The 16450-nt window shown below is 72.5% G+C and carries 16 protein-coding genes; 11 read left to right on the forward strand and 5 right to left on the reverse strand.

Translation table 11 applies throughout. The features are described 5' to 3' along the window. Nucleotides 1–43 precede the first annotated feature (43 nt). The 6 genes from AAEP80_RS13690 to AAEP80_RS13715 are packed head-to-tail and all read left to right on the forward strand — an operon-like array spanning nt 44 to nt 6041. Nucleotides 44–985 carry an alpha/beta fold hydrolase gene (locus AAEP80_RS13690; protein WP_420364800.1) on the forward strand — a complete coding sequence of 314 codons (942 nt, stop codon included), beginning with the start codon at nt 44–46 and terminating at the stop codon, nt 983–985. A gap of 57 nt (nt 986–1042) precedes the next feature. After that, nucleotides 1043–2557, forward strand: a complete 1515-nt coding sequence (locus AAEP80_RS13695) for an ABC transporter substrate-binding protein (protein ID WP_420364801.1) — start codon at nt 1043–1045, stop codon at nt 2555–2557. Between the two features lie 25 nt (nt 2558–2582). Further along, nucleotides 2583–3533 carry an ABC transporter permease gene (locus AAEP80_RS13700; protein ID WP_420364802.1) on the forward strand — a complete coding sequence of 317 codons (951 nt, stop codon included), beginning with the start codon at nt 2583–2585 and terminating at the stop codon, nt 3531–3533. Further along, nucleotides 3530–4450 carry an ABC transporter permease gene (locus AAEP80_RS13705; RefSeq protein ID WP_420364803.1) on the forward strand — a complete coding sequence of 307 codons (921 nt, stop codon included), beginning with the start codon at nt 3530–3532 and terminating at the stop codon, nt 4448–4450. The genes AAEP80_RS13700 and AAEP80_RS13705 overlap by 4 nt, the downstream gene beginning before the upstream one ends. Next, a complete protein-coding gene (locus AAEP80_RS13710) occupies nt 4447–5265 on the forward strand; it encodes an ABC transporter ATP-binding protein (protein WP_420364804.1) in 819 nt (272 codons plus the stop codon). The genes AAEP80_RS13705 and AAEP80_RS13710 overlap by 4 nt, the downstream gene beginning before the upstream one ends. Continuing rightward, nucleotides 5262–6041, forward strand: a complete 780-nt coding sequence (locus tag AAEP80_RS13715) for an ABC transporter ATP-binding protein (protein WP_420364805.1) — start codon at nt 5262–5264, stop codon at nt 6039–6041. Before AAEP80_RS13710 ends, AAEP80_RS13715 begins: the two co-directional genes overlap by 4 nt. Nucleotides 6042–6412: 371 nt before the next feature. Here AAEP80_RS13715 and AAEP80_RS13720 read toward each other — a convergent pair whose 3' ends face one another. Then, nucleotides 6413–7852, reverse strand: coding sequence for an amidase (locus AAEP80_RS13720; protein WP_420364806.1), 1440 nt, complete (start codon nt 7850–7852; stop codon nt 6413–6415). A 77-nt stretch (nt 7853–7929) separates the two neighbouring features. Between AAEP80_RS13720 and AAEP80_RS13725 the strand changes: the two genes are divergently transcribed. Genes AAEP80_RS13725 through AAEP80_RS13735 form a run of 3 tightly spaced genes read left to right on the forward strand, consistent with a single transcriptional unit; the run spans nt 7930 to nt 9996 of the window. After that, complete coding sequence (locus tag AAEP80_RS13725) at nt 7930–8595, forward strand: YigZ family protein (protein ID WP_420364807.1); 666 nt, start codon at nt 7930–7932, stop codon at nt 8593–8595. Nucleotides 8596–8605: 10 nt separating this feature from the next. Beyond that, on the forward strand, nt 8606–9127 hold the full coding sequence (locus tag AAEP80_RS13730; protein ID WP_420364808.1) for an AAA family ATPase: 522 nt from the start codon (nt 8606–8608) through the stop codon (nt 9125–9127). Further along, entirely contained in the window at nt 9124–9996 is an 873-nt protein-coding gene (locus tag AAEP80_RS13735; protein ID WP_420364809.1) for a phosphotransferase family protein, read from the forward strand. The genes AAEP80_RS13730 and AAEP80_RS13735 overlap by 4 nt, the downstream gene beginning before the upstream one ends. A gap of 87 nt (nt 9997–10083) precedes the next feature. Here AAEP80_RS13735 and AAEP80_RS13740 read toward each other — a convergent pair whose 3' ends face one another. Together AAEP80_RS13740 and AAEP80_RS13745 are read right to left on the reverse strand one after the other, a co-directional pair. Continuing rightward, entirely contained in the window at nt 10084–10821 is a 738-nt protein-coding gene (locus AAEP80_RS13740) for a sulfite exporter TauE/SafE family protein (RefSeq protein WP_420364810.1), read from the reverse strand. Nucleotides 10822–10842: 21 nt separating this feature from the next. Beyond that, complete coding sequence (locus tag AAEP80_RS13745) at nt 10843–11727, reverse strand: oxidoreductase (protein WP_420364811.1); 885 nt, start codon at nt 11725–11727, stop codon at nt 10843–10845. A 14-nt stretch (nt 11728–11741) separates the two neighbouring features. Between AAEP80_RS13745 and AAEP80_RS13750 the strand changes: the two genes are divergently transcribed. Further along, complete coding sequence (locus tag AAEP80_RS13750) at nt 11742–13385, forward strand: ABC-F family ATP-binding cassette domain-containing protein (protein WP_420364812.1); 1644 nt, start codon at nt 11742–11744, stop codon at nt 13383–13385. A gap of 20 nt (nt 13386–13405) precedes the next feature. Next, a complete protein-coding gene (locus AAEP80_RS13755; RefSeq protein ID WP_420364813.1) occupies nt 13406–14314 on the forward strand; it encodes a L,D-transpeptidase in 909 nt (302 codons plus the stop codon). Here AAEP80_RS13755 and AAEP80_RS13760 read toward each other — a convergent pair. Together AAEP80_RS13760 and AAEP80_RS13765 are read right to left on the reverse strand one after the other, a co-directional pair. Next, nucleotides 14307–14852 (reverse strand): gluconokinase, encoded by a 546-nt coding sequence (locus tag AAEP80_RS13760; protein ID WP_420364814.1) that lies wholly within the window; start codon nt 14850–14852, stop codon nt 14307–14309. The genes AAEP80_RS13755 and AAEP80_RS13760 overlap by 8 nt on opposite strands. Continuing rightward, nucleotides 14849–16351 (reverse strand): GntP family permease, encoded by a 1503-nt coding sequence (locus AAEP80_RS13765; RefSeq protein WP_420364815.1) that lies wholly within the window; start codon nt 16349–16351, stop codon nt 14849–14851. Before AAEP80_RS13765 ends, AAEP80_RS13760 begins: the two co-directional genes overlap by 4 nt. Nucleotides 16352–16450 lie beyond the last annotated feature (99 nt).

Below are 16450 nucleotides of genomic sequence, written 5' to 3' on the forward strand. Positions count from 1 at the left end.
CCTAACGACTCCAGGGCGGCGACCACCTGCGAGACTGACGCTCGTGCCCGATTCCGACGACGAATTCCGCGACCTGGCCGACCTCGCCCGCGCGAGCGGCGTGGCGGAGCCGCTCCGAGCCTCCCGGCAGGAGATCCGGACCACGACGGGAGGCGCCGTCTCCGCGATCCGGTGGCAGGATCCGGCGGCGCCGGGCCGGGAGGCTCGGATCACCTACCTGCACGGGCTCGGGATCGACGCCCACAGTTTCGACCAGACGGCGATCGCCGTCGGCCAGCCGGCCGTCGCCCTGGACCTCCCGGGCCACGGCCGGTCGGCCTGGCGGGACGACGCCGACTACGCGGCGTCCGCGACCGCACCCACCGTCCTCGCCGCGATGGACGCGCTCGACGTGCCGCCGGGGGTCCTCGTCGGGCACTCCCTCGGTGCGATCCTCGCGGCGCGCATCGCTGCCACCGCTCCGGAACGCGTCACCGGACTCGTGCTCGTCGACATGTCCCCGGACTTCGCCCAGCGTGCCGTGGACCGGATCGCCCGGGCACTGGAGTCGGAGACGCCGTTCACCTCCCTCGACGAGGTCGTCGACCGGGCGATCGAGGCCCGAGTCGGTGACGATCGTCAGGTCCTCCTCCGCGAGGCCCGGCACACCACCCGACTCGGTCAGGACGGCACGCTCGTCCGACGGCACCACTTCCCGCACCTGCCGGAGGGACGGACCTCGTCGGTGGGTCGGTTCGCGGACGCCTGGCCCGACCTGGAGTCACTCGAGGTCCCGATCCTGCTCGTCCGCGGCGACCGGGGCTACGTGTCCCCGAAGCTGGTGACCACGTTCTCGGAACGACTCCCCGACGCGACGATCGTCACGGTCGAGGCACGGCACGCGGTGCAGACGCAGGCACCGCTCGAGCTCGCGGCGGCGATCCGGGAATGGGCGACTCGTAACGGTTTGTTGCACGGGATCGAAGAAACCCCCGCGCGCCGGTAGCCTCTTCCGAGCGCGCGCGACGACCGTCGCTCCAGCGCCGGAAGGAACCCACAACCCATGAGCTTCTCCCTCCCCCGCAGCAGCCGCCATCGCACCGCGATGGTCGCGACCGCCGTGGCGCTCGTCACCGGAATCGCGCTGGCGGGCTGCGCCGGATCGTCGAACGAGACCGGCGGCACCGACGCCACGGTCCGGGTCGGCCTGGTCCTCGAGCCCACGAGCCTCGACATCCGCACCCAGTCGGGCGCTGCGCTCGACCAGGTCCTCATCGACAACGTGTACCAGGGCCTCGTCGGGCGCACGGCCGACGGTGACGTCCGCGACGTGCTCGCGTCGAAGCACGAGGTGTCGAGCGACGGCCTGACGTACACGTTCACGCTCCGCAAGGGCACCACCTTCCAGGACGGCAAGCCCGTCACCGCGGACGACGTCGTCTGGTCGCTGCAGCAGGTCAAGGACAACGCGTCCTACGTCGACTCGGCGAAGCTCGCGAACGTGTCGTCGATCGCGTCGCCGTCGGCGGACACCGTCGTCCTGAAGCTGTCGAAGCCGGACTCCGACCTGCTCTGGAACCTCACCGGGCGCTCGGGCCTCGTGCTGGAGAAGGCGGCGAAGAACGACCGCTCGGACACCGCGAACGGCACCGGACCGTACGAGGTCGCGAGCTGGAAGCAGGGCGACTCCCTGACGTTCGAGCGGAACGCGGACTACTGGGGCACGAAGGCGAAGGTCGCGAAGATCGTCTTCCGGTACATCACGCAGCCCTCGACGGCCGTGAACGCGATGGCGAACGGCGACCTCGACGTGCAGACCGCCGTCGACGGCACGCTGAAGAGCCAGCTGCAGAACTCGTCCGACATCACGCTCCACACGGGCAAGACGACCGACAAGTACACGCTCGCGTTCAACGACAAGGCGGCACCGTTCACCGACAAGCGGGTGCGCCAGGCGATCCGGCAGGCGATCGACTCCAAGGCGATCATCAAGGCCATCGGTGGCACGGGCGTCGAGCAGGGCGGCCCGATCCCCCAGCTGGACCCGGGCTACGAGGACCTGACGGACATCGACGCGTACGACCCGTCGAACGCGAAGAAGCTGCTGGCCGAGGCCGGCTCCCCGAAGCTCGACCTCACGCTGACGTACGCGAACATCTACCCGTCGACCATCGGCGACGTGCTGAAGTCGCAGCTCGCCGACGTGGGGATCACCCTGACGGTCAAGCGCGTCGACTTCGCCACCTGGCTCTCGCAGGTCTTCGAGAAGAAGGACTTCCAGCTCTCGATCGTCGACCACGTCGAGGCGCGTGACTTCGGCAACTGGGCGAACCCGGACTACTACTTCGGGTACGACAACGCCGAGGTGCAGCAGCTCTACGCAGACTCGGTCGCAGCGACCAGTGCGGACGAGAAGGCGGCCGATCTCCGGAAGGCGGCGAAGATCGTCAGCGAGGACGCGGCCGGCGAGTGGCTGTACACGTCGACGTCGATCACGGCCGTCCGGAAGGGCGTCACCGGGGTGCCCTTCGACGGCACGAACTCGCGCTTCGACCTCTCGAAGCTCGCGGTGAAGTGAGCGACCGGCCAACTAGCATCGACTCGTGACCCGGTTCCTCGTCGGGCGACTGCTGCTGCTCGTCGTCGGTCTGCTCGTGGCGAGCATCATCATCTTCGCCACGCTCCGCGTGCTGCCCGGCGACGTCGCCCAGATCGTCGCCGGCACGCAGGCCACCCCGGCGCAGGTCGAGGAGCTCCGGCAGCAGCTGGGCCTCGACCGCCCCGTGGTGGTGCAGTACCTCGACTGGATCGGCGGCGTGTTCGGCGGGGACCTGGGTCGGTCGCTCGTCACCGACGGCGCGGTCGCCCCGGAGATCACCGAGAAGCTCGGCGTGACGCTCCCCCTCGCTGGCATGTCGCTCGCCGCCGCCCTCGTGCTCGGCGTCCCGCTCGGGGTCGTCGCAGCCGTGCTCCGTCGACGGGCGGGCGGTGCGGTCATCGCCTTCGTCGCCCAGGCGGTCGCCGCGGTCCCGATCGTGTGGGCCGGGATGCTGCTCGTCGCGCTCTTCGCGGTGACGCTGCACTGGTTGCCGACGCAGGGCTTCCCGCTCGACGGTTGGTCGGAACCCGGACGGGCGTTCTCGTCGCTGGTCCTCCCCGCGCTGACGATCGGTGCGGTCGAGGGCGCCGTCATCCTCCGCTTCACCCGTTCGGCCACACTGTCGGTGCTCGACGCCGACCACGTCCGGACGGCTGCGGCGATCGGGCTGACCCGGAACGGCGCGCTCGTCCGGCACGGCCTGCCGAGCGTGGCGCTCACCGTGCTGGCGGTCCTCGGCGTGCAGATCGCCGGGCTCCTCGTCGGCGCGGTCGTCGTCGAGCAGCTGTTCTCGCTGCCGGGCGTCGGCCGGATGCTCGTGACCGACGTCGGTCGCCGCGACATCACGAAGGTGCAGTCCGAGCTGCTCGTCCTCACCGGCCTGGTGCTCCTGGTCGGCTTCGCCGTGGACGTCGTCCACCGTGCGCTCGACCCCCGACAGCGGGAGGCGTCGTGACGGCCTTCCGCCGCATCCTCGCCCGGCCGACGGGCGTGTTCGCCGTCGTCGTGCTCGGCCTGCTCGTGGTGCTCGCCGTCGTGTCCCTGTTCTGGACGCCGGAGAACCCGTTCCGCACCGACCCGTTCCACCAGTGGGAGCCGCCGAGCGGCGCGCACTGGTTCGGCACCGACGGGGTCGGGCGCGACATCGCGAGCTACCTGCTCGCCGGCACCCGCACCACCGTCATCGTCGCGGTCGGATCAGGGGTCATCGCGAGCGTCGTCGGCATCGTGCTCACGGCGATCGGGGCGCTCACCGCGCGGTGGGTGCGCGAGGGGATGGCCGTGCTCCTCGACATCCTGGTGGCCTTCCCCACGCTGCTCACGGCGATGCTGCTCACCGCGATCTTCGGCGGGTCGCTCGGCGTCGTCATCGTGTCGGTCGGCCTGGCGTTCGGTGTGACGATCGCCCGCGTCGCCCGCGGGGAGATCCGTCGCATCGCCAGGAGCGACTACGTCGTCGCGGCCAAGGCGTCCGGCGTCGGTCCCTGGGGCGTGCTCGTCCGGCACCTCGTCCCGAACGCCGCGCCGCTGTTCACCGTGCAGCTCTCGCTCGCGATGGCGACCGCGGTCCTCGCCGAGGCGGGCCTGTCCTACCTCGGCTACGGCGCGGGCTCCGGGACGGCGTCGTGGGGCAGCCTGTTGTCCGACCTGCAGACGTACATCGGCGTGCACCCATGGAGCGCGACGTGGCCGGGTGCGGCGATCGCCCTCGTCGTGGCGGCGCTCTCGCTGCTCGGCGACGCCATCCGCGACGCCTCCGACCCGCGCCTGACGACGGGCGACGCCGCGCGGGACGCCGATCGTGCACCCGATACCGGACCCGTGCCTGGCGCGGACTCCGCACGGGTGACCGGGACCGAGGGGATCGCATGACGCCCACCGACGCGACCAGCGCGGCGACCACCGACGCGACCGCGGCCGGCGGACTGGAGGTGCGTGACCTGTCGGTCCGCATCACGGGGCGGACGGTCCTGGACCGCGTGTCGTTCACCGTGCCTCCCGGCCGGCGGGTCGGCGTGATCGGCGCATCCGGATCCGGCAAGTCCATGACGTCGCTGGCGCTGATGGGCCTGGAGCCGAGCGGCGCCGACGTGACCGGCAGCATCCGGCTGGACGGCGAGGAGCTCGTCGGGATGCCCGACCGGTCGCGTGCCGCGTTCCGCGGCGCGCGGATCGGCATGGTCTTCCAGGAGCCGGGCACCGCGCTCGATCCGCTCCGTCGCGTCGGGAAGCAGATCGCCGAGCCGCTCCGACTGCACCGCGGACTCGACCGGCGGGCTGCCGACCGCGCAGCGGTCGAACTCGCCCAGCAGGTCGGGCTCCCTGATCCCGCGTCGCTGCTCCGGCAGTACCCGCACCAGCTCTCCGGTGGGCAGCGGCAGCGCATCTGCATCGCGATGGCGATCGCCGGCCGGCCGGACCTCCTCGTCGCCGACGAACCCACGACGGCGCTCGACGTCACGACCGAGGCGCGGATCCTCGACCTGCTCGAGGGACTCGACGTCTCCGTGCTGTTCGTGACGCACGACCTCGCCGTGCTCGCCCGGATCGCGGACACGGCCGTCGTGCTCGATACCGGCCGGGTCGTCGAGACGGGAACGGTCGCCGACCTCCTCGCCGCCCCGCAGCACCCCGCCACGCGCGCACTCGTCGATGCCGCCCGCGCCACCGCGAGGAGGACCCCGTGACCGCCCTGGAAGCAGTCGGACTGCACCGCACGTACCGACTCCCCCGGCGCGGCCCGTTCGAGCCCGGCCCGGTCCGCACCGCCGTGGACGGCGTGGACCTGACGGTCCCCGACGGTGCGCGGCTCGGGATCATCGGTGAGTCCGGTTCCGGCAAGTCGACCCTCGTCCGCCTGCTGGCCGGACTGGAGGCCCCTTCCGCAGGCACCGTGTCGGCCGGCGGCCGTCCGGTGGTCGCCTCCGGGTCCGCGGCCGCGATGCGCTGGTTCCGTCGCGAGACCGGGGTGGTGTTCCAGGACCCGTACTCGTCGCTGGACCCGCGGATGCGCGTGGGGGCGATCGTCGGGGAGCCGCTGCGGGCGCTCCGGATCCCGGGGTCGCACACGGCGCTCGTGGCGTCGGCGCTGTCGCGGGTGGACCTGCCCGCCGACGCTGCCGACCGGTACCCGCACGAGTTCTCGGGTGGGCAGCGGCAGCGGATCGCGATCGCCCGGGCGGTGGTGCACGGGCCGCGGATCCTCTTCGGGGACGAGCCGATGAGTGCCCTCGACGTGGTCGTCCGCGCGCGGGTGATCGACCTGTTCCACTCGCTCGCCGCCGAGCTCGGGCTGACGCTCGTCCTGGTGTCGCACGACATCGGCGTGGTGCAGCGGCTGTGCGACTCGGTCGCGGTGATGTCGGCCGGCCGCATCGTCGAGCACGGTCCGGTGTCCCTGCTCGACGCCCCGGCACACCCGCTGACCCGCGCGCTGGTCGACGCCGCCCCCACGCTCCCGTAGGGCGGGCCGGGCCGGGCGAGGCGCGTCGCCCACTGGTCCCTCGCCCACTGGTCACAACACCCCGCTCACGTACGTCGAGGGGTCCGACGTCGTCGGCCGCGCGCAGCGCAGACGACGGCCCCCGACCACTCGACGATCAACCAACGGGATGTCGTGACCAGTCACGAACCGACCCGACCGGCGGGGAGCCGACCCGACCGACGGGGAGCCGACCCGACCGGCGGAGCGCCGAGACCCGACCGGCGGGGAGCCGAGACCGGCGCGGCGGGAGCACCTGACACGGGCCGGACGGGAGGGTCGGCGCGGGGTCGGCACGAGCCTCCCGTCTGGGTGCGTCCGCGGGCGGAGCCGGTGCCACTCGCCAGCGCGCCTCACCACACCGGCGGGTGCCGCCGCTGCCAGCGGATGCGCCGCTCGAGCTGCGCGCCGAGCGCCAGCAGCGTGCGCTCCCCACCCGGCCGGCCGATGAGCTGCACGCCCATCGGGAGCCCACCGCCGTCCGGGTGCGTGTCCTCGGTCACCCCGACCGGGAGCGTGATCGCCGGGAGCCCCGCCACGTTCGCCATCGACGTCCACGGCGAGTACGCGCACTGGCGGCGGAAGTCCTCCTCGGGGTCCTCGCCGTACCAGCCGAGCGGACGCGGCGTGAGCGCGAGCGTCGGCGTGACGACGGCGTCGAATCGGTCGAACGCACCGATGAGCGTCGTCGAGAACAAGTCGAGCGCCGTCATCGCGTCGAGGACCTGCGTTCCCGTCAGCGCCCGGCCCCTGGCGACCAGCCAGGACACCAACGGGGTGAGCGCGGACAGGTCGATGCCGGGGACGGACGGCAGCCGCGCGGCAGAGCTCTCCCATGCGACCCGGAACGCCGACGCGTACGGCACGCGCGGCATCGCGACGTCCTCGATGCCGTGGCCGAGCTCGCCGAGCACCCGGAGTGCGTTGTCAACAGCCGCCTGTGCCGCCGGATCGACCACGATGTCGACCGCGTCGTCCCACGGCGACCCGTCGAGCACGCCGAGGACGAACCGCCCCTCGCCTCGCACGGCCGCCGCGGTGAACGGTCCGTCACCGACGTCCGGTGTGACGAGCGCGTACGGCGCGGGCTCGTCGAGGCCCGTGGGCGCCACGAGCGCGTCCAGGTACATGCCCGCGTCCGCGACGGAGCGCGTCAGCGGCCCGGCCACCGAGAGCCCGCCCACGCCCGAGCGGCCGGGCAACGACGGTACGCGGCCCCGGCTCGGCTTCAGCCCGACGAGGCCCGTCGCGGCAGCGGGGATCCGCACCGATCCCCCGCCGTCCGAGCCGACGGCCGCCGGCAGCAGTCCCGCCGCGACCGCGACCGCGGCGCCGCTCGACGACCCACCAGGAGCCCGGCTCGTGTCGTACGGGTTGCGCGTGACACCGCGCGCCGTCTCGGACGACGATGACATCCCGAACTCCGGGCTCGCCGTCTTGCCGAGGCTCACCGCACCGGCGGCGTCGAGCGCCGCAACGAGCGGGTGGTCGGCCGTCGCCGGCCGCTCCGGCAACGACGCCGTCCCGGATCCGGTGGGCACGCCGGCGCGGTCGTACAGGTCCTTGTCGCCGGACGGGAGGCCCCACAACGGTCTCGACGTCGGCACCAGGTGGCCGAGACGGTCGGCTCGTTCGCGCGCAGCGTCCGCGGTGACCGTCACGAAGGCACCGAGTCCCGGGTCCAACCGCTCGATGCGGGCGAGGAAGTGCTCGGTCGCTTCGCGGGCCGTGGTGTCGCCGCGGCGAATCCAGTCCCAGAGTTCCTGCGCGGAGAGGTGGTGGAGTTCGAACACGGTTCCCGAGCCTATTCGCCCTGGTCCTCGTCCCTGCCCGCAGCTGAGCTGCACCCCCGCGCGGGTACGCTCGATGGGTGAGCCGCCGCTACCCGTCCACGATCGCGGCCACGGTCGAGCACGAGATCGTCATCACGAAGTCGCGGTTCATCACCACCCTCGTCCCGGTGTCCGACCCGGACGCGGCGGACCAGGCGATCGCCGAGGTCCGGAAGCGGTTCTGGGACGCGCGACACAACTGCACCGCGATGGTGACCGGCGTCCTCGGTGACCAGGCGCGCTCCTCGGACGACGGCGAACCGTCCGGCACCGCTGGCGTACCGATGCTCGAGGTCCTGCGACGCCGCGAACTGACCGACGTCGTTGCGGTCGTGACGCGGTACTTCGGCGGTGTCAAGCTCGGTGCAGGCGGACTCGTCCGCGCGTACTCGACGTCGGTGTCCGAAGCACTCGACCGAGCCGAGACCGTCCGCCGCGAAGCCCTGACGTCGGTGACCGTGGACGTCCGGCACGCCGATGCCGGGCGGGTCGACAACGTGCTGCGCGACTGGGTGCGGCACCACGGCGCGACGCTGGCGGAGACCCGGTACGGGACGGCCGCGACCTTCGAACTGTGGGTCCCCGCCCCGGCGATCCCGACCCTCGTGGCGGACCTCGCAGCCACGTCGGCCGGCACGCTCGATCCGGTCGTCGGTGCCGAGCGGATCGTCGACGTCCCGGCTTCCCGACCCGCGTCGCGCTAGCGTCGGTGCCGTGATCGTATGGCTGAACGGCACGCACGGGGTGGGCAAGACGACGACGGCCGCGCTCGTCCGGGACCTGCTGCCCGGTTCGCACGTCCTCGACGCCGAGAAGGTGGGCGAGACGCTCATGGACGTCTCGCCACCGCTCCCGGACCTCGATGACTTCCAGCACTGGGACCCGTGGCGTCCCCTCGTCGTCGAGACCGCCCGTCGGGTGCTCGACTACACCGGCGGGACGCTCGTGATGCCGATGACGGTGCTGGTCGAGGCGTACTGGCGCGAGATCAGCGACGGACTCGCCCGGTACGACGTCCCGATCCGGCACTTCGTGCTGCACGCCGAGCCGGCGACGCTCCGGGCGCGGATCGACGGCGACGAGGTGCTCGGGCCGTCCACGTTCCGGCACAGCCGCGTCGACCGGTACGCGGCGGCGTTCGACGGGTGGTTGGGCGACGCAGCCGAGGTGGTCGACACGACCACGACCCCGGCGCCGGAGGTCGCCCGGACGATCGTGGAACGCGTGCGCCGATGACGACGGACCGCGCACAGGCCGAGGCGGCGCTCCGCGACGCGTCGGCCGTGACGGGACGGCGCTGGCACCTCGCGGAACGGCTCGACGGTGGTCGGCAGACCGGCGCCTGGCTGGTCCGCGCCGAGGACGACTCCGCTGCCGTCCTGAAGACGACGGCGGACGCGGAGTGGGCGGTGCGGATCGTCGCCGCCCGGCACGCGGTCGACGTCGCTCGGCACGCGGGCTACCCGACGCCGGCGTGGCTCGCGTCCGGGACGACCGGAGCGGGCATCGGCTACCAGGTCCAGGAGTGGTGCCCAGGGCACACGACCGACGACGTGGACACGGCGACGGCGGAGGCGTTGATCGCGGTCGTCGAGTCGCAGGCCGGGATCGACCCGTCGCCGGAGCACTGCTGGACGGACTTCCTGCAGGAGCAGATCGGAGCGGGTCGGGAACGGCTCCGCGCGGAGTCCGGCGCGCCCGGGCCGATGCTCGACGTCTGCGACCGGCTCCTCCGGGACGCGGACCGCGCCACGTGGCCGCGCACGGACATGGTGCACGGGGACTTCCGGCCGGCCAACGTCCTGTTCGACGGCGGCTCGGTCAGCGGCGTGGTCGACGTCGAGGCGATCGGCAGCGGGCCGCGAACGTTCGACCTCGCGACGCTGCTGAGCCACGACCGGGTCGACCAGGACGCGCTCGTGCGCATCGTCGCCGCTGGGACGGACGCTGCCGAACCGGTGGTGTTCCGCGCTTGCGTGGCCGTGGTGTTCCTCGACCTCCTGCGGTTCAGCCGACGCGACGAGCACTCGACCGCTGATGGTCGCGCTCGGCAGCGCCACCTGCTCACCGAGCGCGCGGAGTGGATCGAGCTGCTGACCCGGTGATCCCGGCGTGCCGGCGGACGCCCGACGCTGACGCGGTGACCCCGGCGAGCCTGCGGGCGTCCGGCTCTGGCATGGAACGGTCCCGCGTCACGCCTCGACGAACAGGTACACGGCCAACACGAACCCGCAGACGGCGATCGCGATGCGCAGCGGCGTCGGCGGGACGCGACGCGCGACGCTCGGTCCGATCAGGCCACCGAGGACCGCCCCGATGCCGAGAGGCCACACCATCCCCCACACCACGGTCCCGGACAGGGCGAACGCCACCGCTGGCAGGACGTCCGCCGCGAGCAGGAGCACGTTCTTCAGCGCGTTCGCCCGGTGCAGCACGGGCTCCCCGTCCAGGAGCATGACGGCGATCATGAGCACGCCGGACCCCGCGCCGAAGTACCCGTTGTAGAGCGAGACCGCCGAGACGCTCGTCGTCGCGACCCCTGGCCGCATCGTGGCCGATCCGCGCCGTCGGTCGATCCACGGCTGCGCCAGGAGCAGCACCGACCCGGCCGCCACGAGGAACGGCACGATCCGGTCGAACAGGTGCGACGGCGTGAGGAGCAGCAGCACCGCGCCCGCCGCGGAGACGATCACCGTGATCGGCATCCACCGCCGCAGGGTCTGGCCGTGTCCGACGAGGTCCGCTCGGGCGCGCAGGGCGGAGCTCGCACCACTGCCGAGCAGCGCGACCGAGTTCGTGACGTTCGCGGCGAGGGGCGGCACACCCACGGCGAGGAGCGCGGGGTAGGCGACGAGCGACGTGATGCCGCCAGCGGTGCCGATCACGCCGGCGAGGACCCCGGCGACGAGCAGGAACACCGCGGTCAGCACACCGGAGATCCTGCCACGGGATCAGCCCGGTCCGTCACTCGCGGCGGCGAGGAGCGGCACGAGCACGTCGCTCACGGGTGTCGGGATGCCGTGGGCCGCTCCGAGCCGCTGCACCACGCCGTTCCGCACGTCCCACTCGAGCGGGTTCCCCGCGATCCGGTCGGCGAGGATCGAGGTCCCCATGTCCGGGGGCGAGCCACGGAACTGCTCGACGAGTGCGTCGGGCACGTCGTCGCCGAGGTCCGCCCCCTCCGCACGGGCGACGAGCAGGCACTCCCGCAGGTAGTCGTGCGCGAGCCGCGCGAGGTCGTCCCGCGCGAACATCCCGGCGCGACGCCCGGTGAGGACCATGAGGCCCGCGACGGCGTTCTGCAGGAGCTTCCGCCACGCGACACTCGTGAAGTCCTGCGCCACGTCGACCTCGACCCGCGTGCCGTCCAGCGCGCGCAGCAGGGCTCCGGTACCCGGCGCGTCCGGCAGGGTCAGCCGCGGCGTCGCACGGAGCCAGACGGTGCCGTCGTGCTGCGTCTCGGCCGGGAACCAGACCACCGACGGCACGACGTCGGCACCCGCGACGTGCGGCGCGAGCGAACGGACCTGCTCGACCCCGTTCTGCAGCACGCAGACCACGGTGCCCGGTCGGCAGAGCGCGGCGAGCCAGGGCGCGCAGGCCGGTACCTGCGTCGCCTTCACGGCGAGGAGCACGACGTCGACGGGGTCCGTCACGGCGCGCGGATCGGTCTCGACGGGCCCTGGCACCACGATCCGCCCGGACACGTCCACGAGCTCCAGGTGGTCCCGAGCCGTACGACCGAACAACAGCGGCGTCCGACCGGCGTCGTGCAGTGCTGCGGCGACGACGGTCCCGATGGCTCCCGGCCCGACCACGGCCACTGATGCGTCCATGGGACGATTGCACCATGACCGCCACGCTCGTCGTCAAGGGCCTCGCCGGCGGCTACGCCGCACGCACACTGTTCGAGGGGCTCGACCTCACGGTCGCCCCCGGGGACGTGATCGGCGTCGTCGGCGTGAACGGCGCCGGCAAGTCCACCCTGCTGCGGCTCCTCGCGGGCGTCGACGAGCCGCTCGCGGGCACTGTGTCGCTCGCCCCGGCCGACGCGTTCGTCGGCTGGCTGCCCCAGGAACACGAGCGGGTCGACGGGGAGACCGTGACCGGGTACCTCGGACGACGGACCGGCTGCACCGCGGCGACCGCGGAGATGGACACCGCCGCGGCTGCCCTCGGGGACCCGGATGCCCCGGCCGACGCCGCCGACCGGTACTCCACCGCGCTCGACCGGTGGCTCGCGTCGGGCGCGGCCGACCTCGACGAGCGCGTCCCGGCCGTTCTCGCGGACCTCGGGCTGACCGTGGACACGGACGCGCTCATGACGTCGCTGTCCGGCGGTCAGGCCGCACGGGTCGGACTGGCCGCGCTGCTGCTGTCCCGGTTCGACGTCGTCCTGCTCGACGAACCCACCAACGACCTCGACCTCGACGGTCTGGCGAAGCTGGAGGCGTTCGTCACGGGCCTCCGCGGCGGGGTCGTCCTCGTCAGCCACGACCGGGAGTTCCTCGCCCGGTCGGTCACCGGCGTCCTCGAGCTCGACCTCGCGCAGTCGTCGAACCGGCTCTTCGGCGGCGGCTACGACGCCTACCTGGAAGAACGCGAGATCGCCCGACAGCACAAGCGGGACGCCTACGACGAGTACGCGTCGACGAAGGCGGATCTGGTGTCACGGGCCCGGACGCAGCGGGAGTGGTCGAGCCAGGGCGTCCGGAACGCGATGAAGAAGGCGCCGGACAACGACAAGATCCGGCGCAAGGCTGCATCGGAGTCGAGCGAGAAGCAGGCGCAGAAGGTTCGCCAGATGGAGTCCCGCATCGCACGCCTCGACGAGGTCGAGGAGCCCCGCAAGGAGTGGCAGCTCGAGTTCACGATCGGCCAGGCGCCGAGGAGCTCCGCGGTCGTGGCGACCCTGTCGGACGCCACGTTCACGCAGGGCGACTTCACGCTCGGTCCGGTGTCGCTGCAGGTCGACGGCGGCGACCGCATCGGGATCACCGGCCCCAACGGCGCCGGCAAGTCGACGCTGCTCCGCGCCCTGCTCGGCAAGCAGTCGCCGACGACCGGGACGGCGAGCTGCGGGTCGAGCGTCGCGGTCGGCGAGATCGACCAGGCCCGCGGGCTGTTCACCGGCACGGAGCCCCTCGCCGCGGTGTTCGAGGGCCTCGTGCCGGAGCTGGCCACCGCCGAGGTCCGGACCCTCCTCGCCAAGTTCGGTCTCAAGGCGGACCACGTGGGCCGCGCGGCCGGCGAGCTCTCCCCCGGCGAACGCACGCGCGCCGGCCTCGCGCTGCTGCAGGCCCGCGGTGTGAACGTCCTGGTCCTCGACGAGCCGACGAACCACCTCGACCTCCCGGCGATCGAGCAGCTCGAACAGGCACTCGACTCGTACGACGGCACGCTGCTGCTCGTCACGCACGACCGGAGGATGCTGGAGACGGTCCGGCTGGACCGCCAGTGGCGCGTCGAGTCCGGCCGCGTCACGGAACGCTAGGACCGGACAGGAGGCCCGTGGTGCGACGGCGGACGTGGATCGTGGCGAGTGTGGCCGGTGCTGCCCTCGTCGGTACCGTCGTGTGCGTCGGGCTCGCCCTGGTACCGGACCGCGACCAGGCGAGCCCACCGACGACCGCCGCCGCCCGGCGGCCGACGCCGACGCCGACGCCGGCCCTCGCCGCCGTGCCCGCGGCACCGTCGGCGGCGGAACTCGCGGCCCTGCCGCTCGCGTTCCACGACGCGGTGATCCCCGCGCTCCTCGACGGCTCGGACGTCCACCCCGAGAACGGCTGGCAGATCGCGACCCCGAACGAGCAGCTCGTCGCGCTGTACGCCAGCCCGGACGCCGACGCTGCACCCATCGGGACGCTCTCGGCGACGGTGTCGACGGTGGAGCTCCCCGCCGCCACGGCCGTGTGGGGTCGCTCCGCCGGCGTCGACGGCGGGATGCTGCTCGTGTCGACCCCGGCGCGGAACCGCACGCCGGGTGACGGTGGCGTGCCCGACGCCCCGAGTGCGACGTTCGCGTGGGCCCGCGCCGCCGACTTCAGCGTCGTGGACACGGACCGGACGATCCGGGTCGACGTCGCGGCGGACACCGTCTCGGTCGTGGCGCGGAGCGGCCAGGTCGTGGCGAGCGAGCCGGCACGGCTCGGCACACCGGACGACCCGACCCCGACCGCCACGGCGACCTACGTCGAAGCGGCATACGTCGACGCGCGGGTGACCTACACGCAGGGCAACCCGATCATCCTGACCGGCGCGCACTCCTCCCGCATCCCGTCGTACGGGGGGAACGCCGCACTGACGGCGCTGCACTTCTACCCGGACCCGACCGGCAGCTCGCACGGATGCGTGCGGATCTCCGCCGAGATGACGAAGACCCTGGCGGCGCTGCCGGTCGGTACCCCGATCCAGTTCACCTGACGCCGGGTTCGAGCCCCAGCCGCTCGATCACCTCGTCGCGCTCCTCCTCCGGCGTGCGGTCGGCGGCGACGGTGATGTGCGCCTCGTCGTCCTGCGGCGGCTCCAGGGTCGCGAGCTGCGACGCCAGGAGCGACGCCGGCATGAAGTGCCCCGACCTGGCCGTCATCCGGTCCTCGATCAAGGAGTTGTCGCCGGCGACGTGCACGAACACCACACCGGGCGCCCGGAGGACGTCACGGTACGAGCGCTTCAGCGCCGAGCACGTGACGACACCGTTCGTGCCGGAGTCCAGGTGGTCGCGGATCCAGCTCGCGACGACCTCGAGCCACGGCCAGCGGTCGTCGTCGTCGAGCGGGATCCCGGCGTGCATCTTGTCGACGTTCGCCTGCGGGTGCATCGCGTCGCCCTCGGCGAAGTCCCACCCGAGCCGCTTCGCGACCATCTCGGCCACGGTCGACTTGCCGGACCCGGAGACCCCCATCACGACGAGGACGCGGGCGTCGAGCGCGTTGTCGGTACTCAATGGATGCGTGCTCATCGGATGAACACCCCCGCGAGCAGGACGCCGAGCAACCCGAACACCGAGATCAGGCACTCGAGCACCGTCCACGTCTTGAACGTCTGCCCCACCGTGGTGTTGAGGTACCCCTTCACCAGCCAGAACCCGGCGTCGTTGACGTGCGACAGGAACACCGAGCCCGCGCCGATCGCGAGCACCAGGAGCGACACCACCGGCGACGACAGGTCCTGCGCGATCGGGGCCATGATGCCGGCAGCCGTGACGGTCGCGACCGTGGCCGAACCGGTGGCGACACGGACCAGCGCCGAGACGACCCATGCGACGAGGAGCACCGAGATCCCGGAGTCCTTCACGGCGTCGGCGATCACCCCGCCGATCCCGGTGTCGATCAAGACCTGCTTGAACCCACCGCCCGCGCCGACGATGAGCAGCACGCCGGCGACGGGCGGCAGCGCGCTCTCGAGCGACCGGGACACGGCCGAGCGGTCCATGCCGCCGCCGATCGCGAAGAAGACGATCGCGTACAGCGCAGCGATTCCGATCGCGACCATCGGCGAACCGAGGAAGTCGAGCAAGCTCACCCAGGCGCCAGCGGCGTCGGGCATCGTCGCCTCGCGGATCGCCTGCGCGAGCATGAGCACCACCGGCAGCAGGATGCCGATCAGCGCGACCGCGAACGACGGGCTGCGCGGTTCGCTGATGACGCGGGTGAAGTCGCTCTTGCCGTTCGGCAGGGACGCGGTGTCCTGCGTGGCGGGGCCGCGCCGGGCCTCCCGTCCTTCGTGAGCCGGGTCGCTGCCACGCGAGCCGAACAGGTCGGGTGCCGGGATGTCGACCCAGCGGGCCGCGAAGCGGGCGAAGACCGGGCCGGCCAGGATGATGACCGGGATCGCGAGCACGATGCCGAAGGCGAGTGTCGTGCCGAGGTTCGCGCCGACCGTCGAGATCGCGACGAGCGGGCCGGGGTGCGGCGGGACGAACGCGTGCATCGTGGACAGACCGACGAGGGCGGGGACGGCGATCTTCATGATCGGCACGTCGCTGCGCTTGGCGACGAGGACGATGATCGGGATGAGGAGCACCAGGCCGACCTCGAAGAACATCGGCAGGCCGATCAGCGCGCCGATGAGCGCCATCGTCCACGGCAGCGCCGCCTTCGACGACTTCCGGACGAGGGTGTCCACCACCCGGTCCGCGGCGCCCGAGTCGACGAGCATCTTGCCGAACATCGACCCGAGCCCGACCAGGATGCCCACGCTCGTCATGGTCGCGCCGAAACCGACGCCGAAGCTCGTCACGGCCTTGTCCGGTGCCAGTCCCGCGCCGATGCCGACGCCGACCGCGCCGACCGTCAGCGCGATGAACGGGTGGATCTTGAGCCACGTGATCAGGACGATGATCACGACGATGCCGATGAGCGCCGCGATCACGAGCTGCGAGACCGGACCGGACGGATCGACCGTGTCGGTGCCGGCAGCGAGCACGGTGCTCGCGCTGGTTGGTGCGAGGTGAGGCATCTGCGCCCCTTCCTGGAGACGCTTCCGCGCGGCTCCGTCGCCTTGGTTCCGGGCTTCGATGCCGTTCGGAGCGACATCGAATAATCTGATTAATCAGAC

It is taken from the genome of Curtobacterium sp. L3-7 (assembly GCF_048756585.1).
Classification (GTDB): Bacteria; Actinomycetota; Actinomycetes; order Actinomycetales; family Microbacteriaceae; genus Curtobacterium.